This window comes from Methylobacterium sp. WL64 (genome assembly GCF_008039945.1).
Taxonomy (GTDB): domain Bacteria; phylum Pseudomonadota; class Alphaproteobacteria; order Rhizobiales; family Beijerinckiaceae; genus Methylobacterium.
The window spans coordinates 1-19,815 of record NZ_VRVA01000098.1; the positions used below are offsets into that span (position 1 = coordinate 1).

Here is a 19,815-nt window from a genome sequence, read left to right on the forward strand (position 1 = left end):
TATCCGGACGCTGCAGCCGCAGCACCAGTTCGATCAACTCCTCGCGGCTCAGCCGCTCAAGATCGGTACGAACCATCCCACGAGGGAATCAGCGAAACCCAACCCGCGCAAGGGGGTGGGTAATTACCGCTTCGTGCACCGTGCAAGTGTTTGAAACTTGAGAGGTTCGAGTGGCCCGGTTCTACACACAAACGGCCTTATCCACGACCGGCGAGCTGTACCTCAGCCCCGCTGTGACAACCGCCCATTTCGCGACGACACCATCGCCGCCGCCGGCAGCCGCCTGATCCGCGTTCAGGTGACGACAGCTAGGCCAATCCAAGCTTCCCATGCGCCTCGACGGGCGTCATCTGCCGTATGGATTCTTCGGAAAAGCCAAGCTCACGAAGCGCCGCTCGCTGACGGTTCGTGATCATCAGCGACACCGCAGGAGACGTTACAGACGCGGTGCCCATAGCGTTCATCTCGGCGTCCTCGGCGCGACCGGTCGGGTCGAGGAACGCTGCCTCTTCCGCAGCCAGATTGAGGACCAACCGAAGATAGTCGTCAGTTCCCGCCATTCACGACCCTCATTGCTCCTATGCCGACCTGAGGAGTGCGCCGGATCAGCCTCGGGAAGGCGGTACCGCTCACTCTGACGAAGCAGTAGGCTATAGCCGTCGGGGCTGTTCCATCAGGGCTGTGTCTTGCCTACCGTCGCCCCGAGTGGAAACGGTGACGCCAGCCCTCATCCAGCCTGCGTTCCTCCGCGCTCTCCTCCGGGACAGCTTCCAGACGCAGGAGGATCATCGCAAAGTTGTTCTGCTGAAGGTACACCTGCTCGTAGAGGGACGGCGCGCGGAGGTCGCGCTTCACGTCGATCCAGAGATCGGAACTACACGCGGCGATGTCGCTCGCGATGTTCGGCTGATGTGGACCACTGTGATAGAGCGAGCCTGTCGGGACCGGGCTGCCGACCGGGGAGATGATGGCCGGAAAGGAGAGGCTGCGGTAGCACCGCTGCACCCGGCCATTGCCCGCCACGACGATGGCGATCCTCTCGGGTTGGTATTGCACGTAGGCCCGAGCCGCCGCCTCCTTGCCGACCGCGAAGTCGCGCGCGAGCATGAGAACGTGCTGCAGATTGGGCTCGCGAAAGGCCGCCATGGCTCCCCGCAACAGGTGCGGGGGCATCAACATGAGAGTGGCGAAGCGATTGGCCTCGACCTCCCTGCGCTGCCGCTGATCACCCTCCTTCGCTGTGACGCGGAGAAGGTCAGAGCTCTTGCACATGAACCGGCCGGATTGATCCGGGACGTGGTGCGCCATCAGGAAGTGGGCGAGCTCATGCGCGATGGTGAAGCGGCGACGCGGTTCGCCCCCACGCTTGACGAGGATGGTGCCTTCGGACCGCTTCGCGTCGGTAACGAGGCCACCCTCGAACTCGTCGGTGTCGAGGTCCTCTATCCCGAGAATACCAAGGCGCGCGCACAGGTCTTGGATCGGCACGGGCACCGAAAGGTTCAGCTCAGCCTGTAGGATGCGTTTGACGAGTGCCTCCGGCGAGGCCGAGTCTACGAGGTCCATCCTGCTGATCGGCATCCGCGCAGCCCCATCCCGTCCCTACAGGCCGCTACCCACCCGCGATCCCAGGACGGGACTACAGGGAGTTCGTGCAGGCGGTAAGCCGAAGGACCGGTTTTGAACCCATCGGCGATCCAGCATGGCGTAATCTGGCCGGAAGCCGTCCGGCAGGTTCAGCGCGTTCGAGACGGCAAAGCAGACAGCCGCGGCCAACTGCCATTACGTGGCCGCCGGCGGCCAGTGGAAGCGCCGTGCGGTCCGGCGGCACGACAGCCTGTTCCAATCGCGATAGCGGGTAGAGTTGCACCGCGCGGGGGCCGGGAACGTCGGCCGCGGGGGGCGATCGTCAGTTCGCTGAGGCGGTGCGCAGCGCAGCCTCCTCTCCAGCGACGCGGACGACGTCTCCGCTGGCCAGGAACTCCTGAGGGTTGTCGATCAGCCGATCGGCAATGCCCACGCCGGCGCGCACCTCGACCTCGTTGCCGAGGTTCCGCCCGAGCGTCACAGGCTTGAGCGCGACCCGGTGGTCGTCGCCCACCTGCGCCACCTGCGTGCCGTTGCGGTCGAAAACCAGCGCGGTGGCGGCCACGCGCAGCGTCCCCGGGTCTGAAGGCACGTGGAACCGCACCTCCACGAACGCCCCCAGCCAGAGTTTGCCTTCCGGGTTGTCAGCCTGGAGCTCCACGAGACCCTTGCGGGAGTCTTCCGCGATGGCGTTCGCGGTCGAGGTCACCTCTGCGTCGAACGATGCCTCCTGCCCCGGCACGTGCAAGGAAGCCTTCAGCCCCGGCCTCATCACGGCGAGGAAGGCCTGCGGCACGTTCACGTAGGCACGCACCCGGTGGAGGTCCGAGACCCGATAGAGCGGCCGACCCGAGGTTCCCCCCGCGGTGAGCAGGTCGCCGATATCGACGTTGCGCGCGGTCACGACCCCATCGAAGGGTGCTCGGACCTCCTTGAACCGTGTCAGTTCCTCCAGACGCCCGACATTTGCCTGCTGGGCGACGATGTTCGCCTTGGCCACCGATAGGGCCGCCGTACGCGAGGCCGCGGTGAAGCGGTCGGTGTCGCCGCGTTCCTCGCTCGACCAGCCCTGCGTTACCAGGCGGGCGGTGCGTTTGTTGGTGGCCGCGCTGAGATCGGCGTTCGCTTGAGCTTGGTCGACCGCGGCCTGGAGCTGAACGAGGGTGGCGCGCGCCTCGGCGAGTTGCTGGTCGAGGTCGGGCGCCGAGATCTCGGCCAGGACCTCGTCCTTGCGCACGCGGGCGCCAATATCCCGATGCCAGGCCGTGACGTAGCCGCTGGCGCGGGCATACAGTGTACCGGTGTAGAAGGCGCTCAGCGACCCGGGCAAGGTCAGGTCCTCGTCCATGGGCCCGCGCCGCGCGTGCACTATACGGACGGTGGGCACTGCTTGCTGTTCGGTCCAGCTCTCGACCTCCTGCATCCCCTTCGCCCGGTCGTTGATGCCGACCCAGGCGAGCGCCGCGGCGCCGATTGCCACGCCCGCCAGCAGCAGGCTGACCCGGCGCCCCGATGGGGGGCGAGGCGACGCGACAGCTGGCTCGGCGCCCGCGTGCGCGGCGTCCTCGGATTTGACGTGTTGGGTGGGGTGCATGCGGGATCTGGGGTTAGGCTGATGGGGATGAGAGAGCTTGGGGGGAAGCGTCTTCGCGCCGGGCCCCGGCGCGGCGGGGCCGCCCATGCACGATGCCGAACACCACCGGCACGAAGAACAAAGTCGCAAGCGTGGCGAACAGCAGTCCGCCGATCACGGCGCGGCCGAGCGGCGCGTTCTGACCCGGCTCGATCGCCATCGGCGCCATGCCGATCATCATCGCCAGCGCGGTCATCATCACAGGCCGCAGACGCGTCGCCCCGGCCGCCAGGGCAGCCTCGATCGCCGTGCGTCCCGCGTCGAGCTGCTCACGGGCGAAGCTGATGACCAGAATCGAGTTGGCGGTCGCCACACCCATGCACATGATCGCCCCCGTCAGCGCTGGCACCGAGACGTGGGTGTGCGTGGCGAACAGCATCCACACGATGCCGGCGAGCGCCGCCGGCAGCGCCGTCACGATGACGAACGGGTCGACCCAGGACTGAAAGTTGACGACGATGAGCAGGTAGATGAGCACGATCGCGAAGGCGAGGCCCACGAGCAGTTGCTGGTAGGCTTGCGCCATGGTCACCGCCTGCCCGCGCACTGTGACGGTCGCCCCCTTCGGCAGGTCGGCCCGCGTCTCGTCAATCGCCCGCTGGATGTCCGCGGTGACGCCGCCGAGATCACGGTCCTGCGTCGTGGCCAGGATGTTGACGGTGGGGGCGATGTTGTAGTCGGTCGCCACCGCGCTGAGCGGCTCCGGGTGGATCGTCGCCAAGCCCCCCAGGAGCTGCTCCGAGCGGGCGGCGGTGATCGGCAGGTTGTTGAGCGCGCCCAGCGTGTCGATCGAATATTGCGGCGTCTGGACAGAGACCGGGTAGGACACGCCGTTGCGCGGGTCGAGCCAGTAGGTCGGGGCGGTCTGCGTACTGCCCGACAGCGTCGCTTGGAGGCTCGCGGCCGCGTCGCCCTCGGTCAGGCCGACGACCCCGGCGAGCGCGCGGTCGAAATCGACCCGCAGCGCGGGGTTGCGCGCCTGCTCCTGGATGCGCGCGTCCGCCACCCCGGCCACGCGGCGAACCCGGGCCATGAGCGTGTTGGCGTAGGCGCGGCCCCCCGCCACGTCGCGGCTGGCGACCTGCACATCCAGCGCAGCGGGGGAGCCGAAGTTCAGGATCTGGCTGACGATGTCGGCGGGCAGGAAAGCGAAGGTCACGCCTGGAAAATCCTGCGGCAGACGCTCGCGCAGCTGCCGGGTCAGGGCCGCGGTCGATGGGCCGCCCTCGCCGCCGCCTCCGGCCTCGTCGAGGGTCACAAGCATGTCGGCGTCGAAGGTACCGATGGTGCCGCTGTTGCCGTAGGAAATGTTGATGCCGCTGATCGGAAGGCCGATGTTGTTGACAACGCTGGCCACGCGTCCCGGTGGGATCAGCGCGCGCAGCCTTCCCTCGACCCGCCCGGTCAACGCCGTCATCTCCTCGATGCGCGTGCCCGTGGGAGCCCGCAGGTGGATGCGTAGCGCCCCCGCATCCACGTCCGGAAAGAAGTCCCGCCCGAGATAGGGGACGAGGCCGAACGACAGGCCGACTACCGCGAGGAAGCCGACCGCGAAGGACTTCCGGCGCGACAGCGCCAAGCCGAGCAGCCCGAGATAGGCCTGCCGCAGGGCCTCGAAGCGGCGCTCGAAGCCGCGCTGAAACCGGGCGAAGACGCTGGGCTTGCCGGCCAGATCCTGTCCGTGGGCGTGCTCGGTCAGCAGGTAGCGCGCCAGCGTCGGCACCAGGGTGTAGGTAAGCGCGTAGGACGCGATCATCGCGAACACCACCGCCATCGCCAGCGGCCGGAACAGGAAGCCCGCCACGCCGCCAAGCGCCAGAAGCGGCACGAAGGCGATGCAGATGCAAAACAGGGCGACGGTGGCCGGCGGCATGATCTCCTGCGCCCCGCGGGTGATCGCGGTGACGATGTCCTCGCCGAACTCCTCCATGTGTCGATTGATGTTCTCGATGGTCACGGTGGCGTCATCCACGAGGATGCCGACCGCCAGGGCGAGCCCGCCAAGCGTCATCACGTTGATGGTCTGCCCGAGCGCCGAGAGCGCGATCAGCGAGCACAGCACGGCGAGCGGGATCGACACGGTGATGATCAGGGTCGAGCGCCAGCTGCCCAGAAAGACCAGGATCATCAGGCCTGTCAGCGCCGCGGCGATGACCCCTTCGCGCACCACCGCCACCACGGACTCGCGCACGAAGCCCGACTGGTCGGCCACGTACTTGAGGTCGACGCCCGTCGGCAGCCCCGCCTGGATGGCGGGCAGGCGCGCCTTGACGTCGGCGATGATGTCCAAGGTCGAGGCGTTGCCGATCTTGAGGATCGACATCAGCACGCCCTTTTTGCCGTCAAGCTGGACGACGTTGGTCTGGGGCGGCGAGCCGTTGCGCACGTGGGCGACGTCGCGCATGAAAACCACGGCGCCGTCCACGACCTTGACCGGCAGGTCGTTGAACGCCTCGATGGTCTTGGGTGAGTCGTTGAGGTCGACGATCCACTCGAAGGTCCCGATCTTCTGGGTGCCTACCGGGTTGATCAGGTTCTGCCGGGCCAAGGCTGCGCCGACGTCGGCCGCCGACAGGCCGTGGGCGTGCAGCGCTGACTGGTCGAGATCGATCTGCACCTGGCGCGCGGCGCCGCCGTAGGCGTAGGGCAGCTGCGCCCCGGGGATCGTGGTGAGCTGAGGCCGGATGAAGTTCTGCGCGAGGTCGTTGAGCGCTGTCTGCGAGAGGCTGTCGCTGGACAGGGCGAGCTGGATGATCGGCACGCTCGACGCGTTGTAGGCGAGCATCAGGGGCGGCGTGACGCCCGGCGGCAGCTGCTTGAGCTGCGTCTGAGAGATAGAGGTGACCTGCGCCTGCGCCGCAGTGATGTCGACACCTGGCTGGAAGTAAATTTTCACGATCCCGTAGCCCGGGACCGATTGCGACTCGGTGTGCTCGATATCGTTGACCGTGGTGGTCAGCGAGCGCTCGAACACAGAGACGATGCGCCCCGCCATGTCGTCGGGCTGCAACCCGGTGTACTGCCAGACGACGCTGATCACCGGTATGCCGATACGGGGGAAGATGTCGGTCGGGGTGCGCACGATCGCCATGACCCCGAAGATTAGGATCAGGATCGACATCACGACGAAGGTGTAGGGCCGCAACAGGGCCAGTCGGACAATCGCCGCCATACCTTAAATTCGCCTCGATCAATCTGGACGGGGGGCTCGACGGCTACGTACAGCAGCATATCGTATTATGCATTCATCGGGCCAGTGCGGCAATTTGATGAGTTCGTTCATGCGAGACGACCAGAAACATGGAGATACAATTCTCCATCTAAGGTCGGTGCAGCATTTTTTGTCGTCATCGACGGCGGGAATAGCTTGCCGTGCGGGCTTGAACCGCTCGCCGAGCGCTCAACGCGCCGTGATGAACTGGACTACCGCTGCGGCGAACTTTGCTTCCGCTTCGATGATGGCGTGATGGAGCTGGCCCATTCGCGCTCCCAATTCGCGACTGTTCTCGGACGACACGGGTGCCGGGCCGGCGGCCTATCGTTCGATGCGATACACGTCGCGATCCCGAACGAGACCATGCGGACCTTCATTGGCCTATGCGGCTTGACCGCTATTTTCAGACGGTGAACGCAGTTCGCGCTACGGGGACAGCTTGATCCGGCCGGGCCCCGCTTCAAGGCACTGAGGCGAAGATTTTGAACGTCTCAGGTGGGCGCGAAGCGAACGCCTGCACAATCACGGGTGTAGCACCAGCTTTTGCGGGCGCCAGTTCAGCAGTTCGCCGACATAGATCTCGTTCTCGGACGGGCAGGCGATCTCGTGGATCCAGCCGAACTGCTTGAGCTGTTTGCCCGTCTCGCCAAGCACGCCCAGCACCTTGCCGTCGAGAGACAGCTTGTAGATCCGCCCCGGGAAGGCGTCGGCGACGAAAAGCACTTGTTTGGGCCCGGGCGTGATGCACAAAGCCCAGGGCGCGCCCGGCGTGAACAGATCGACCGTGGTGCGGTCCCTTGCCGGCTTGCCGCGGATGATGGCGCGCGCCTTGTCATAATCGAACGGCACCTCGATCTTTATGATCCGCTGAATGTGGCCAGCGGTATCCATCACCTGGATGCGGGCATTGCCACGATCGGCGATGTAGATGTTGTCATTCGCGTCCGCGGCGATGGAATGCAGGGTGCGAAACTGACCCGGCTCGGTGCCATAGCTGCCGTACGAATCAACCCAGTTGCCGTCCTTGTCGATCTTGGCAATGCGCGAGTTGATGTAGCCGTCGCTGATGTAGGCGTTGCCCGCCTTGTCCCAGGCCACATCGGTGACCTGCCGGAATTGGCCCTGCACAGGCGGCAGCGGCGGCGTGGGGTGCTTCCAAGGCTCCGCAGTATCGTCGGCAGCCTCGGTCTTACGCCCCCAGACCATGGCGACGCGGCCCTCTGGGGTGAACTTCACCACCATGTCCGAGCCCTTGTCCATGACCCAGATGTTGTCCTCGCGATCGACGCGCACGACGTGGGCGTAGGACCAAGCGTAAAGGCCGTGGCCGATCTCCCGGATGAAGGTGCCGTCCGGATTGAACTCCAGGAGCTGGGCGGCGGCGGCGCCGTAGGCCGGCCCTTGTGTCGCCCCGCGTGACAGGATGAAAATATGGCCCTTCGAGTTCAGGGCGATGCCCGCCACCTCGCCGAAATTGATGTCCGGCGGCAGCTTCAGGAAGTCTGGGACCGAGTCGAACGCGATTTCGGGGACCTGCGTCGCGGGTGCCGAGGATGTCGTTACGGAGGAAGCAGGTGCTTCACCCGACTTGATCTCGTCGGCGCGTACGGCGGGCAGCGTCAGGGCGAGCGTCGCCACGGCAACGCACAGCGAGCGGATCATCTCGGGCTTCCTCACGGGCCAGTCGGTTCAAACGCCGAGTTTGGCCGCACCGGCTTAGCTCGAAACGCCGCAGCCTAAAAGTCGTCGCTCGCTTATCACTCGAGATTGGCCCCGACCTCACGGAGATACGCCGCAGTCGCCGGATGCAGCCATGTGGTCGGTACGTTCGAGACCAGGTTGCGCGGGTCGCTCTCGCTGCCCTGAGGATAGAGCCGGGCCAAAGTGTTCCGGCCGCGATCGATCGCCCGCACGAGGCGCGTGACATAGGCGTCATCAAGCCCTGGCCGGCCTAGGATGAAGCTCCAAGACCCGACGGTCGCGATCGCCGCGTCCTGTCCGCGGAAGGAGCCGGGCGGAACAGTCAGGCGGCGCATTGAGGCCCGAATCGTCAGGATCTTGGGGACCGCTTCCGGGCGCGGGCCGAAGAAGCGGGCGCCACCCGGCGCATCCGCGAGGGTCTTGAAGCCCGGCCAGCCGAGACTCGCACCCCACAAGGCCGCTGCGCGGCCGTCGAGAACCTGTGTGGCGCCGTCGCCGGCATCGTCGAGAAGGATCGGCGTAATGTCGTGGTCAGGATCGATTCCAGAGCCCTGGAGCACGGTTCGACCCATGATCGTAAAGCCGGAGCCGCGCGTGCCGAGCGCGACGGCACGACCGCGCAGATCCGGGATGCTTTGAACCGGACTGGCGGCTCGGACCACAAACATGCCGGGCGAGGCATCGATGGGGGCCACAACCTTCAAGCCACCGCCGTCGGCACTCTGGCGAGATAGAGCCTCGTAGGCGTACTCGCCCTGCACAAGGGCAAGATCGAGCTCAGCCGATTTGAGCAGGGTCAGGTTCTCCGTCGAGCCCTTCGTGATCCTCGGCCCGATTATCACACCTGGGTCGATCTCATGGACCGCTGCGATCAGTGCGCGACCGAAGGCGGGGAAAGAACCGCCTGGCGTGGCGGTCCCCAGAGTTAGATGAAGAACAGAGTCAGGCTGTTGAGCCCGTGCGGACGAGGTCGAGGCGAGGCTCGCCATGCCCAGGAGCAGTTCACGCCGCCGCATCATGATCTCCCTTACCGCGATGTTTGTCACAGACCAGCGACGCTTGAGCTGAACGACACACCTCGACAACCGCGCCGGAAAGCCCTCACATCGACGCTTGAAACATACGCAGGATCTGAGGTCGCACGCCAAACATAGCGACCGCCAATGTCTTGCGGTGGATCGGGAGGAATGTGCGATGCGATGGGACGCGCTTCTGCCGGCTGTGGGGACTGCCATGAGCCTGATTTGCGTCGGAAGTGCCGTCGCAAAACCGTTGGCCTTCACGGGAGTGCGGCTGATCGACGGTCGATCGGCCCAGCCTATCGAGGATGCGGTGCTGATCGTCGACGGCGACCGCATCGTCGCAGCAGGTCCAAAATCCGCGGTCACGGTGCCGTCCGATGCTGAGGTCCGGGAGCAGCGCGGCCGCACGATCATGCCGGGGCTGATCTCCGACCACTCCCATGTCGGCATCGTGCAGGGCGTTGAGGTGGGCGCCCAGAATTACACGCGCGAGAACATCCTCGCCCAGCTCAAGGCCTATACGGCCCGGGGTGTGACTACGGTGATGGCGCTTGGGCTCAACGGCGCGATCATGCCCGAGATCCGTGCCGAGGACCACGCGGGACGGATCCCCGGCGCGGATCTGTTCGGCGTCGATCGCGGTATTGGCGTACCCAATGGAGGACCACCACAGGCGATGATCCGCGTGAGCGCGGATCAGCTTTTCCGCCCTGCGAACGCTGATGAGGGTCGCGAGGCGGTCCGTGCGATGAAGGCGCGCGGCACCGACATGGTGAAGCTATGGCTCGACGACTTCGGCGGGTCCGTGCCGGCCAAGATGCAGCCAGTGATCTACGCGGCCGTGATCGACGAGGCACATCGGCTTGGTTTGCGGGTCGCTGCGCACGTACACGACTTGGAGGACGCGCGTGCGGTCACCAACGCCGGCGTGGATGTGCTGGCGCATGGGGTGCGTGACAAGCCAGTCGATGCGGATTTCATCGCGCTGCTGAAGGCGCGCAACACTTGGTACATCGCGACACTCGCCCTGGATGAGGCGACTTTCGCCTACGCTGACGCACCGGCTTGGGCGCAGAACTCCTTCGTCCAAACGGCGCTCGCGCCTGAGCTCAAGGCCCTTTTCGAGGATCCCACCTGGCAACGCGAGACGCGCACGAGCGCCAAAGCACAGGCCGCTCGCGACTCTCTAGCTGTGAACCTTGCCAACCTGAAGCGTCTTGACGACGCCGGCGTGCGGATCGGGTTCGGGACGGACAGCGGCGCGGCACCCGAGCGCATACCAGGCGTGGCGGAGCACCGCGAGTTGACGCTGATGGTACAGGCGGGCTTCACACCCATGAAGGCTCTGATCACCGCGACGTCGCGGGCGGCGGAACTTCTCGATCTAACCGATCGCGGCAGCCTGGAAGCTAACCGCCGCGCGGATCTCGTCATCCTAGCCGCGGACCCGTCCGAGGACATCGCCAACAGCTCCCGCATCGTCGAGGTATGGCAAGCAGGTCGTCAGCAAGACGTCGCATCATCGAGATCGCGCTGAGGGCCCTCTGATTTTGCGCTAGACCGGCGGGGGAGCTCACATCTTATAACGTCCGCTTCGGAGATGCGTCTCGGGCTCGCCGAATGGCCGGGTTGGGCGCATTGCGGAACGTCCGGTTTCGGGGGAAGCGTTTCGGGTTGGTGAGATCTCACTCTGACAGTGACGTGCCGGGTTGCCGCCGGGCCTTAAAAATTATCTCGCCACCTCAATGACATAGGTGTTCGCACTTTTATTCAGACTGGCGCGCCATTCCTACGAAGTATTGGACGGATGCAGGGCCTAGCCCTTTCCCGTCGCAGACAACCAACCACCCTCAGGATCTGGCGTAGTGCCTGACAGGGAACGTCAGCGCGATCCCGTGTCCGTGCGATCCTCAGACGCCCAGCCGCGCCGGAGCGGCCGGGCCTATCTGTCGGTCAAGCGACCTGTTGTGCGGGTGACGCCAGGCCCAGCTCGGCGCGGAACACGGCTTCCATCTCGCGCCGGATGCGGATGGCCTGATGGCTCGCATCGTAGGCCACGTCGCTCCAGCGGACCGGATGGCCGGCCGGGATGTCGTTGGTCAGGACGAGGTTGTGCGCCAGACCGATCGGCAGGGCGTCCTCCCGTAGGGAATCGGCCGTCGGCATCAGCGTGCCGTAGACCGTGAAGCCGCCCTCGCCGTCGAGGCGCTCGCCGGCCTTCAGGGCGCGCTTGGCGATGGCCGCCACGTCCCCGCGCCAAGCCCCGGTGGCGCCGGTGGCTTCGCCGCGCACCGCGATGGACGCCACCGAGATCCCGAGTTCCAGGCCGATCAGGTGGTAGGGCTTGTAGGTGGCGGCGTAGCGGCCGCTGGCGTCGGTCTTCAGCCCGTATTGCGCGAAGCATTCCTGCACGTAGCGGCTCGGCGCCTCGAACACCGCGAAGACGCCCCAGCGCAGGTCGCGGAACACCGGGCGCCCATCGCGCTCCAGCGACGACACCACCTCGACGGTGCCGCGCGCGGTCAGGATCCCGCCATCGGCCACCGGACGCAGGAGCGTGGGCAGGTCGTCGACCCCGCAGGCCGGGAAGGCCAGGCCGTCGCGCGGCGGGGTCAGCCCGCAGGCATTGGCCACCGCGGCCATCTCCAGGGCCGACTTGGTCCCGTCCAGGAAGGCGTTGAACATCTGCGCGTTGAAATCGCCGCCGGCGACCTGCTCGGCGCTGAAGCCGTAATGCCCCCAGACCGTGTCGGGGGTGGAGGCGTGGTAGGCCGGCAGGTACTTCGTGCCCTTGCCGGCGCAGACCACCTCCAGGCCGATCGTGCGCGCCCAGTCGACCAGCTCGGCGATGAGCGCCGGCTGGTCCCCCGAGGCCATGGAGTAGATCACACCGGCCTCCGCGGCGCGGCGGGCCAGGAGCGGGCCGGCGAGCACGTCGGCCTCGACGTTGACCATCACGATGTGCTTGCGGTGTTCGCAGGCCTTAAGGGCGTGGCGGATGCCGGCGGCCGGGCTGCCGGTGGCGTCGATCACGATGTCCAGGAACGGGCTGGCGATCAGGGCGTCGGCGTCGTCGCCGACGCAGGTCGCCCCGGTCCGCGCGGCCTCCTCCAGGGTCGGGGCCGCGAAGCGGGCCTCGTCCCAGCCCACCCGGCGCAGGGCCTGGCGCGCCCTGTCCGGCGACAGGTCGGCCACGGCGATCAGGTGGATGCCGGGCGTCCGGGGCGCCTGGGACAAGTACATCGAGCCGAACTTGCCGGCGCCGATCAGGCCGACGCGGACGGGGCGGCCCTCGTCGGCGCGACGCTGCAGCTTGGCGAACAGGGACATGGCGCTCTCCCGGCGTTTCGCGGTCGGTCGGACCTCTCCGCGCGTGCCCGCCGCGTTTGTGGGGTCTTGCCGGTTCGGCATTATCATGCGCTTCCGCACCTGCCCATGCGGTGCACCTGCCCATGCCGCGACCCTGGCCCATGCGGCGACGAAGGGACGTTGCCGCCAGGTGGCACAGCCTAGCCGGCGACGCGGCTCTCGTGCTCCCGCTCGAGGAGCCATCGGCGGAACGCCCGGATCTTCTCCAGATCCCGGTCCCGGGCACGGGTGCAGATGAAGTGGAGGTCCCGGTACAGGCTCTTCAGGCGGCCTTCGCCGAGCCGCACCAGCTGCGCGGCGCCGAGTTCGGCCTGGGCGAACCGCAGGCTCTCCAGCGCCACCCCGAGCCCCTGGACCGCGGCGGAGATCACCAGGGCGCCGCGATCGAACGCCGCCCCGGGCGCCGAGGCCGGCGCCGGCAGGCCGTTGAGGGCGAACCAGTCCGGCCAGCGCACCGGGCTGAACGACGAGTCCAGCCGGGGGATGCGCGCGACCGTCGCGGCCTCGACCGGACCGAGCGCCCGGGCGAGATCCGGCGTGCACAGGGCCGCGATCTCTTCCCGGCCGAGCGCCTCGACCGTCAATCCCGGGCCGGTCGGGGGGCTGCCATAGGCGATCAGGATGTCGATCTCTTCGTGTCGGGCGAGATCGACCGGCTCGGCGCCGCTGGAGAGGCGGATGCCGATGCCGGGATGCGCCGCCACGAAGGAGGGCAGCCGGGGCCCGAGCCACTTCGCCGCGAAGCTCGGCGTGCAATGCACCGCCAGCGACGAGGGCGACGGCGGGCTCAGCTCGGCGCAGAGCGCCTCGATGGAGTCGAAGGCCCGCGCGAGGCCGGCACACAGGCGCTCGCCGTCGGCGGTCAGGATGGCCCGGCGGTTGGCGCGCCGGAACAGGGCGCGCCCGAGAATGCGCTCCAGTGCGCGGACCTGGTGGCTCACCGCCGAGGGCGTCAGGTGCAGTTCCTCGCTCGCCCGGGCGAAGCTGCCGAGACGCGCGGCCGCCTCGAAGGCCCGCAGCGCCGGAAAGCTCGGGATCTGCCGCATGCTGCAATCCGTGAAATGGATTCACGGAAACCGTGAAAAATCGTCGTTTGTCAACGACGGATGGTGGCACGATAGTGCCGATCGGGCTGCGAAGACGGCCGGGACGACAGCCAGACGCGCCGGGGCGGCCGGGGATACCCCGCCGTTCGGCATGGCCCCGCGCCGGGCTGGACGCGGACGGTCCGCATTCCCGCATCACCCGACGAGAGGACACGCCATGCTCGACGACCACGCCCACGACAGCGATGTCGCCATCGACCTGCCCCCCGACAGCGCCGGCCGCAAGCGGACCTCGATCTACCAGCCCGAGCAGGCAGGCCTGATCTTCCCGGAGATCCCCCAGTTCGCCAACCACGCCGAGGCACGGGAATACCGCAAGCAGCACCTCGTGGCGGCCTGCCGGGCCTTCGCGATGCACGGGTTCGATTACGGCTTCGCCGGGCACCTCACGATCCGCGATCCCGAGCGCCCGGACTTGTACTGGACCAACCCGATGTGCGTGCACTTCTCGCAGGTGCGGATGTCGAACCTGATCCTGGCCGACCACAAGGGCGACGTGGTCGAAGGACGCTACGCGATCAACCGCGCCGGCTTCGTGCTCCACGCCGCCGTGCACGACGAGCACCCCGACGTGATGGCGATGTGCCACGCGCACACGACCTACGGCACCGCCTGGTGCGCCACGGGCCGGCCGCTGGACATGATCAGCCAGGATGCGGCTGCCTTCTACGACAGCCACGCGGTGATCGGCGCCTCGGCCGGGGCGGTCGCGGTCGAGAAGGCGAGCGGCCTCTCGGTGGCCCAGCAGATCGGCCGCAACCGTGGGGTGCTGCACCAGAACCACGGCCTGCTCACCTGCAGCCGCCACAGCATCGACGACGCGGCGTTCTGGTTCATCGCCCTGGAGCGGGCCTGCAAGCAGCAACTCCTGATCGAGGCGACCGGGATCAAGCCGCAGCTCCTGTCGGAGAAGACCGCCCGCTACAGCCGCGAGCATGTCGGCAGCGACTATATCGGCTGGCTGCACTTCCAGACCCTCTACAGCCACATCGCCGCGACGCAGCCCGACATGTTCGCGTGAGGTCGCGCCGGTACGAAGCCGGCCGCGAACGGGTCGCCGCTTTCCGAAAGGGCCGTCCGCAGGGCCGGCCCCTCCGCCGGCGACGCAAGATTTGCCTGTCGACAACCCATAGGGGCCGCAACCTTTCGGGTTCGGGAGCGGTCGTCTCCGCGGCGCGGTTCGACCGGGAGGCCGGCATGATGGGATTGGGCGTGTTCTGCGTGGCGGCCGGCACGGGCCTGGTCGCCGCATCCCTGTGGGCGCCGCAATACCGCGCCTTGCTCGAAAGGATGGGCGGCTGCCTGTTCCTGGCCGGGCTGGGCTTCGCCGGGGCGGACCTGGCGCTGGCATCCTGATCCGGGGCGATGAACCGGACCGATGCGCGGGGTCTTCAGAGCATGGGCTTTTCAGGGCATGGGGTTGCCAAGCTTGGCCATATAGGCCAGCTTGTACGTAAGTAATGCGTCCCGATTGGAACTGCCCAGGAGTGCCAATGCTGGTCAATCACGAGCGCCGCCTGCTCAATAAGGCCGCCGGTTCCGGCAACTCTCGGATCTCCATTGAGCGAAAGCCGAACGCATCCTGGCCCGGCGATCACAGCCGGCTCACGGCCCTCGAGAGTGTCGGCCACCTGGAGCGGATCGCGGTCGGCGACGGGCTCGCGACCTGGCAGATCACCGCGAGCGGGTTGACGCAGCTTCAGGCGTTCGTCGGCGGAGACGCGTGATGGCGTCGATCAAGATCCGCGCGACCGACGACGGCACCTTCGTGGTCTACCGCAACGGCGCGGCGGTCGCCTCCGGGTTAACCCGCCTCCAGGCCGAGCGCTGCGCGTCGGTCCTCGGCTGGATCGCACCGCATTCCTGAGCGGGCGCGGCGGTAAGAAACCGTTAACCCTGTCGCTCTACGCCCATTGCACCAGCCAATTGCTGGCCTTCCACGCCCATCCGATTTCGCCCCTCAACACGGATGGGCGTGGAAGCCGAATTCCGGTCAGAGAGCGCGCGCGTAGCCCGGGCGCAGGTCGATGGCCTGTGCGGTCGCCTGCGAAAGGCGCACCTCAGTCAGCGTGACCTCGGCCCCATCCTTCACGGCCTCCCGCACGATCTTGACCCCGCTGTCGGGATCGTCCGCGATCACGGCGTAGAACACCGTCAGCAGGCAGTCCGGGGTGTCCTCGTCCCGGCGGGCGACCTTCACGATGAAGGCGGTTTGGTTCGGCTCGATCATGGCAGGCGTTCAGATCCGTCCTGGGCCGCACGTCAGGCGGCCGTCGCCGGGGGCGATATCGCGCCTCGGCGAGAGAAGAGGTACCCCGATCGGGGCCTGCCGCCCAGCCCGCATGGGGCAGTGACGGCGGTCGCCGGACCGTCAGGCCGCGGTCAGACGCTTGGTGTTCGAGGCGACGTGCTCGCGGTAGCGTGCGATGACCGTCTCGGGCGAGCCGCCGAGCATGAGCGTCGTCATGGCCTCGCCTGCGGCCTCCACCTTCTCGGTCACCATGGAGTGTGCCTCGGCCATCCCCTCGCTGCCGCCCCAGGCGAGGCGGACGAGGCGCAGTTCGACCACACGCTGGGCTTCGATCGCCAGCATCATCCACGAGAAGAAAGGATTGTACACGGCTCACTCCGAACCGCGACCGATGCGGCGGGGACTAAACTCGGCTGTCACCTTGAACGATCCACCGGCGGGACGCGGGTCCGACCCGCGTTACGGGCCGGGCCGCACCGCACCATGTTGGATCCGCGTTCAGATCACCCCCGCGCCAGCCGTTCGCGGATGAGGGTGTGGAGCGCGCGCAGGTCGCTGCCGAACTGCCGGATGCCCTCGGCGAGCTTTTCCGTGGCCATGGCGCTCTCGTTCATCTCCCAGCGGAACGAGAATTCGTCCGTCGCCGGCACCTCGGGCGGCTCGCCATAGGATTCGGGCGACAGGGCGCGGGGGAGATCGCCCTCCGTCGCGGCCAGCTCCTCCAGCAGCTTCGGCGAAATGGTCAGCCGGTCGCAGCCCGCGAGCGCCTGGATCTGGCCGATGGTGCGGAACGAGGCACCCATCACGACGGTCTTGATCCCGCGCGCCTTGTAGGCGGCGTAGATCGCCCGCACCGACTGGACGCCCGGATCCTCCGCGGCCGTGAAGGTCTTCCCCTCGGCCTTGGCGTACCAATCGGTGATCCGCCCGACGAAGGGCGAGATCAGGAACACGCCGGCATCCGCGCAGGCCATGGCCTGGACCAGCGAGAACAGCAGGGTCAGGTTGCAGTCGACGCCCTCGCGCTGGAGCACGCCGGCCGCCTGGATCCCCTCCCAGGTCGAGGCGATCTTGATCAGCACCCGGTCGCGCGAGACGCCGCGCTCGTCGTAGGCGCGGATGATCGCCCGGGCCTTCTCCAGCGTCCGCTCGGTGTTGAACGAGAGGTTGGCGTCGACCTCGGTGGAGACGCGCCCCGGCACCAGCTTGGTCAACGCGACGCCCACCGATACGGCGAGCCGGTCGGCCACCGCTTGGACGACATCCTCGGTCTCGCCGCCCTGCGCCTTGCCCCAGGCCACCGCCTCGTCGACGATCGGGGCGAGGCCCTCCATGCCGGCGGCCTTAAGCAACAGCGACGGGTTGGTGGTGCAATCGATCGGCTTGAGCGTCTCGATGGCGCCGATGTCGCCGGTATCGGCGACCACCACGGTCATGGTGCGGAGTTGATCGAGCAGCGATGTCATCGTTCACCTCGTCGTTTGGCACAGCCGACGGTCGCGGACCGGGGCTCGCGGCCGAAGGGCCCTGGCGCGCATCGTCCGGCGGGGTACGCGTCGCCGCCGCCGGTGCGATACCGCTCCCGTCCCGGCGCGCTTCTTACCACACCGGACCGGGATCAGCCGACCGCCCGCCAGTCGCGCAGTGACAGGGACCACGCCTGTGCCTCGTGGTAGGCCACGGCCATGCGGCCGTGGCTGACGATCTTGGCCAGCATGACCGTGTCGCCCAACGCCGTGATCCGGATCACCGTCGGGCCGTAGCCGGCGTCGCCGATCAGGCAGGTCCCGACGCCCCAACCCTGCTCGCGGCAGATCTCCGCCGCGCACCGGTGGTCGTGCCGGGTCACGGATTGGCGCTGCGGGTCGTCGGCTGGGGATAGGACGGGTTGCCGCCCGGAACCGCGCTGCTGTTGGACGGCGAGGCCGTGCCGCCCGTGCCGTTCTCGCTGCCGGTGATCTGCTTGCGCGAGGCGTCCTGGCTCTTGCTGGCGTAATCGGGCGGGGAACTGGCGCCCTGCCAGGTCATCAGCCCGGCGAGCGCCGCGGCCATGAGCGCCACGCTGACGATCAAGACATACAGCGCAGGTTTGCCGCGCTTGCCCTGCCGGCCGTCCTGACCGGAGAGTTGTTCTGCCATTTCTGAACCTCGTTGACCCGCCGATGCGGCCGGCGGTTAGCAACAGGCCGCCCGCCGGATGGGTCCGCCCCTGTGGCTTTATGCACCGCCCGGGGTGGTCCGGCCTGTTCGGGCCCGGCGGTGACGTCCGGCAGTGGAGGGCCGCGGCACCCCCCATCGGGGGATCGGGCCGGCCTCGGAGCCGATCCGATGCATCGGACTGCAGCACGCCGGACATTGGCCCTGGTCGATAACAACTGCGTCAGTGATGCAGGCATACCAGTGAAAACAACGCAGGTGAGGGAACCTGCTTGTGCGCAACCCGTTTGCGCCCCGCTGCCGATAGGGCAGGGAGACCATGCGGGAGCGGAACGGATCGCGCAACAGGCATCGCCGGTCAACCGATCGTGCTGACGCGCCATTTCGTAGTGCCGGCTCGACCGGCCATCGCAAAAATCAGAGGGAATACTTTCGCAGGAGCAGTATATTTATACCATTGATTGCGCCGTTACGAAGCGCATCTGGTGGTTGGTCCCGGGTCATCTCGAACGCAGCAGGGCGCCCATGGCCAACCGAGCGAAGATACTGTCCCCCGAGCATCTCAAGGCCTCGGTCAAGGAGGCCATCGGCAAGCTCACCGGCGATACCCAGGTTGAGGCAGAGGGCCGCCGGCAGAAGCGTGCGGCCCGGCCTCCGAAACAGGCCGAGCCGGGCACCGACTGACACAGGTTTCCAACCGGCGCTCCTCGCGGGCGCCATCCCCCGAAACACACCAACCCATCACCGGAGAACGACATGGTCGACATCGACAGGATCACGGGCGCCGCCAAGGATCTCGGCGGCAAGGTGCAGAGCGCGGTCGGCGACCTCACCGGCTCGAAGAGCGACTCGGTCGAAGGCCGGTTCCGCGAAGCGAGCGGGCAGGCCGAGAACCTCTACGGCCAGGCCAAGGACACGGTGCGACAGGCTGCCGGCCAAGCCTCCACCTACGCCGACGACGCCGCCGACTACGCCGAGGACGCCTACGAGCGCGGCGGCCACTACCTGCGCCGGGGAACCCGCGAGGTGAGCCATCAGGTCGCCGAGTACCCGCTCGCCTCCCTGCTGGTCGCCGGCCTGGTCGGCTTCGGCCTCGGCCTCCTCGTCAGCGCCAGCCGCGACTGAACCGCAGATCTCACTTCAACGACGACCGACGACCCGGAGTAGCAGCGTGACCACGATCCAGACCACCGTTCCACCCCTCGCCAGCCAGGCACAGGCCGATACCCGCGCCGTCCTGCTCAACCAGGTCTCCTGGGGCGCGATCTTCGCCGGCGCCACCACGGCCCTGGTCACCCAGGTGATCCTCAACCTGGTCGGCGCCGGCGTGGGGCTCTCGTCCTTCGGCCCCGTGGCCGCCGACAACCCGGCCGCCTCGACCGCCTCGATCGGCGCGGGCGTCTGGTTCGTCGCCTCGGGCATCGTCGCCTCGCTGATCGGCGGCGCCATCGCCGGGCGCCTGTCCGGCAGGCCGCTCGCGGGGACGGCGGGCCTGCACGGTCTGGTGTCCTGGGCGGTGACCACCCTGGTGGTGCTGTACCTGCTGACCTCGGCGGTCGGCGGCATCGTTGGCGGCGCGTTCAGCGGCGTGACCAGCACCCTGGGCGGGGCCGGCTCGCTCGTCGGCGGCACCGTGCAGACGGCGGCTCAGGCCGCCGCGCCGTCGCTGTCCAAGATCACGAACCCGCTCGACGGGATCGAGAGCACGGTCCGCCAGCAGGCCGCCGGCCAGGACCCGCAGGCCGCCCGTGACGCCGCCGTCGCCGCCGTGAAGG

21 protein-coding genes are annotated in these 19,815 nt (G+C 67.7%); 8 read left to right on the plus strand and 13 right to left on the minus strand.

Annotated features, from left to right (window positions below):
* Positions 1-308 precede the first annotated feature (308 nt).
* The 6 genes from FV242_RS26155 to FV242_RS26180 form a co-directional block, all read right to left on the minus strand.
* The gene (locus FV242_RS26155; RefSeq protein ID WP_147940959.1) at positions 309-560 is read right to left on the minus strand and encodes a hypothetical protein; all 252 of its coding nucleotides are present in this window, start codon (positions 558-560) and stop codon (positions 309-311) included.
* Positions 561-690: 130 nt separating this feature from the next.
* On the minus strand, positions 691-1,566 hold the full coding sequence (locus FV242_RS26160) for an ImmA/IrrE family metallo-endopeptidase (protein ID WP_246692885.1): 876 nt from the start codon (positions 1,564-1,566) through the stop codon (positions 691-693).
* 343 nt (positions 1,567-1,909) lie between these two features.
* Positions 1,910-3,181, minus strand: a complete 1,272-nt coding sequence (locus FV242_RS26165; RefSeq protein WP_147940961.1) for an efflux RND transporter periplasmic adaptor subunit — start codon at positions 3,179-3,181, stop codon at positions 1,910-1,912.
* A gap of 13 nt (positions 3,182-3,194) precedes the next feature.
* Complete coding sequence (locus FV242_RS26170) at positions 3,195-6,392, minus strand: efflux RND transporter permease subunit (protein WP_147940962.1); 3,198 nt, start codon at positions 6,390-6,392, stop codon at positions 3,195-3,197.
* A gap of 564 nt (positions 6,393-6,956) precedes the next feature.
* Complete coding sequence (locus tag FV242_RS26175; protein WP_147940963.1) at positions 6,957-8,096, minus strand: peptidyl-alpha-hydroxyglycine alpha-amidating lyase family protein; 1,140 nt, start codon at positions 8,094-8,096, stop codon at positions 6,957-6,959.
* 95 nt (positions 8,097-8,191) lie between these two features.
* Positions 8,192-9,151, minus strand: coding sequence for a TAXI family TRAP transporter solute-binding subunit (locus tag FV242_RS26180; protein ID WP_147940964.1), 960 nt, complete (start codon positions 9,149-9,151; stop codon positions 8,192-8,194).
* 178 nt (positions 9,152-9,329) lie between these two features.
* Here FV242_RS26180 and FV242_RS26185 point away from each other — a divergent pair, with 178 nt between their 5' ends.
* Complete coding sequence (locus FV242_RS26185; protein ID WP_147940965.1) at positions 9,330-10,694, plus strand: amidohydrolase family protein; 1,365 nt, start codon at positions 9,330-9,332, stop codon at positions 10,692-10,694.
* A gap of 416 nt (positions 10,695-11,110) precedes the next feature.
* On the opposite strand, the gene FV242_RS26190 is transcribed toward FV242_RS26185, so the two are convergent.
* Positions 11,111-12,487 (minus strand): NAD(P)H-dependent oxidoreductase, encoded by a 1,377-nt coding sequence (locus FV242_RS26190; protein WP_147940966.1) that lies wholly within the window; start codon positions 12,485-12,487, stop codon positions 11,111-11,113.
* A 179-nt stretch (positions 12,488-12,666) separates the two neighbouring features.
* Complete coding sequence (locus tag FV242_RS26195; protein ID WP_147910245.1) at positions 12,667-13,572, minus strand: LysR substrate-binding domain-containing protein; 906 nt, start codon at positions 13,570-13,572, stop codon at positions 12,667-12,669.
* A gap of 217 nt (positions 13,573-13,789) precedes the next feature.
* Between FV242_RS26195 and FV242_RS26200 the strand changes: the two genes are divergently transcribed.
* From FV242_RS26200 to FV242_RS34805, 4 genes are all read left to right on the plus strand, one after another.
* Positions 13,790-14,653, plus strand: a complete 864-nt coding sequence (locus FV242_RS26200) for a class II aldolase/adducin family protein (protein ID WP_147940967.1) — start codon at positions 13,790-13,792, stop codon at positions 14,651-14,653.
* 176 nt (positions 14,654-14,829) lie between these two features.
* On the plus strand, positions 14,830-14,988 hold the full coding sequence (locus FV242_RS34800; protein WP_187278570.1) for a hypothetical protein: 159 nt from the start codon (positions 14,830-14,832) through the stop codon (positions 14,986-14,988).
* Positions 14,989-15,125: 137 nt separating this feature from the next.
* Entirely contained in the window at positions 15,126-15,359 is a 234-nt protein-coding gene (locus FV242_RS26205) for a hypothetical protein (protein ID WP_147940968.1), read from the plus strand.
* Positions 15,359-15,499, plus strand: coding sequence for a hypothetical protein (locus FV242_RS34805; protein WP_187193454.1), 141 nt, complete (start codon positions 15,359-15,361; stop codon positions 15,497-15,499). Before FV242_RS26205 ends, FV242_RS34805 begins: the two co-directional genes overlap by 1 nt.
* A 126-nt stretch (positions 15,500-15,625) precedes the next feature.
* On the opposite strand, the gene FV242_RS26210 is transcribed toward FV242_RS34805, so the two are convergent.
* The 5 genes from FV242_RS26210 to FV242_RS26230 form a co-directional block, all read right to left on the minus strand.
* Positions 15,626-15,862, minus strand: coding sequence for a hypothetical protein (locus FV242_RS26210; protein WP_147856405.1), 237 nt, complete (start codon positions 15,860-15,862; stop codon positions 15,626-15,628).
* Positions 15,863-16,003: 141 nt separating this feature from the next.
* On the minus strand, positions 16,004-16,252 hold the full coding sequence (locus FV242_RS26215; RefSeq protein ID WP_147910248.1) for a hypothetical protein: 249 nt from the start codon (positions 16,250-16,252) through the stop codon (positions 16,004-16,006).
* 134 nt (positions 16,253-16,386) lie between these two features.
* The gene (gene tal, locus FV242_RS26220; protein ID WP_147940969.1) at positions 16,387-17,349 is read right to left on the minus strand and encodes a transaldolase; all 963 of its coding nucleotides are present in this window, start codon (positions 17,347-17,349) and stop codon (positions 16,387-16,389) included.
* Positions 17,350-17,501: 152 nt separating this feature from the next.
* Complete coding sequence (locus tag FV242_RS26225) at positions 17,502-17,732, minus strand: hypothetical protein (RefSeq protein ID WP_147940970.1); 231 nt, start codon at positions 17,730-17,732, stop codon at positions 17,502-17,504.
* A complete protein-coding gene (locus FV242_RS26230) occupies positions 17,729-18,022 on the minus strand; it encodes a hypothetical protein (protein WP_147940971.1) in 294 nt (97 codons plus the stop codon). The genes FV242_RS26225 and FV242_RS26230 overlap by 4 nt, the downstream gene beginning before the upstream one ends.
* A 543-nt stretch (positions 18,023-18,565) precedes the next feature.
* Here FV242_RS26230 and FV242_RS26235 point away from each other — a divergent pair.
* The 3 genes from FV242_RS26235 to FV242_RS26245 form a co-directional block, all read left to right on the plus strand.
* The gene (locus tag FV242_RS26235; RefSeq protein WP_147910252.1) at positions 18,566-18,724 is read left to right on the plus strand and encodes a CsbD family protein; all 159 of its coding nucleotides are present in this window, start codon (positions 18,566-18,568) and stop codon (positions 18,722-18,724) included.
* 72 nt (positions 18,725-18,796) lie between these two features.
* Positions 18,797-19,165, plus strand: coding sequence for a CsbD family protein (locus FV242_RS26240; RefSeq protein ID WP_147910253.1), 369 nt, complete (start codon positions 18,797-18,799; stop codon positions 19,163-19,165).
* Positions 19,166-19,211: 46 nt separating this feature from the next.
* Positions 19,212-19,815: PhnA-like protein (locus FV242_RS26245; RefSeq protein WP_147910254.1), on the plus strand; the 604-nt coding region annotated here is incomplete at its 3' end.

Excerpts from the sequence above, each read along its gene's own strand:
- FV242_RS26155 (WP_147940959.1), bottom strand. The coding sequence starts at position 560 with ATGGCGGGAACTGACGACTATCTTCGGTTGGTCCTCAATCTGGCTGCG.
- FV242_RS26160 (WP_246692885.1), bottom strand. The coding sequence starts at position 1,566 with ATGGACCTCGTAGACTCGGCCTCGCCGGAGGCACTCGTCAAACGCATC.
- FV242_RS26165 (WP_147940961.1), bottom strand. The coding sequence starts at position 3,181 with ATGCACCCCACCCAACACGTCAAATCCGAGGACGCCGCGCACGCGGGC.
- FV242_RS26170 (WP_147940962.1), bottom strand. The coding sequence starts at position 6,392 with ATGGCGGCGATTGTCCGACTGGCCCTGTTGCGGCCCTACACCTTCGTC.
- FV242_RS26175 (WP_147940963.1), bottom strand. The coding sequence starts at position 8,096 with ATGATCCGCTCGCTGTGCGTTGCCGTGGCGACGCTCGCCCTGACGCTG.
- FV242_RS26180 (WP_147940964.1), bottom strand. The coding sequence starts at position 9,151 with ATGCGGCGGCGTGAACTGCTCCTGGGCATGGCGAGCCTCGCCTCGACC.
- FV242_RS26185 (WP_147940965.1), top strand. The coding sequence starts at position 9,330 with ATGCGATGGGACGCGCTTCTGCCGGCTGTGGGGACTGCCATGAGCCTG.
- FV242_RS26190 (WP_147940966.1), bottom strand. The coding sequence starts at position 12,487 with ATGTCCCTGTTCGCCAAGCTGCAGCGTCGCGCCGACGAGGGCCGCCCC.
- FV242_RS26195 (WP_147910245.1), bottom strand. The coding sequence starts at position 13,572 with ATGCGGCAGATCCCGAGCTTTCCGGCGCTGCGGGCCTTCGAGGCGGCC.
- FV242_RS26200 (WP_147940967.1), top strand. The coding sequence starts at position 13,790 with ATGCTCGACGACCACGCCCACGACAGCGATGTCGCCATCGACCTGCCC.
- FV242_RS34800 (WP_187278570.1), top strand. The coding sequence starts at position 14,830 with ATGATGGGATTGGGCGTGTTCTGCGTGGCGGCCGGCACGGGCCTGGTC.
- FV242_RS26205 (WP_147940968.1), top strand. The coding sequence starts at position 15,126 with ATGCTGGTCAATCACGAGCGCCGCCTGCTCAATAAGGCCGCCGGTTCC.
- FV242_RS34805 (WP_187193454.1), top strand. The coding sequence starts at position 15,359 with ATGGCGTCGATCAAGATCCGCGCGACCGACGACGGCACCTTCGTGGTC.
- FV242_RS26210 (WP_147856405.1), bottom strand. The coding sequence starts at position 15,862 with ATGATCGAGCCGAACCAAACCGCCTTCATCGTGAAGGTCGCCCGCCGG.
- tal (WP_147940969.1), bottom strand. The coding sequence starts at position 17,349 with ATGACATCGCTGCTCGATCAACTCCGCACCATGACCGTGGTGGTCGCC.
- FV242_RS26230 (WP_147940971.1), bottom strand. The coding sequence starts at position 18,022 with ATGGCAGAACAACTCTCCGGTCAGGACGGCCGGCAGGGCAAGCGCGGC.
- FV242_RS26235 (WP_147910252.1), top strand. The coding sequence starts at position 18,566 with ATGGCCAACCGAGCGAAGATACTGTCCCCCGAGCATCTCAAGGCCTCG.
- FV242_RS26240 (WP_147910253.1), top strand. The coding sequence starts at position 18,797 with ATGGTCGACATCGACAGGATCACGGGCGCCGCCAAGGATCTCGGCGGC.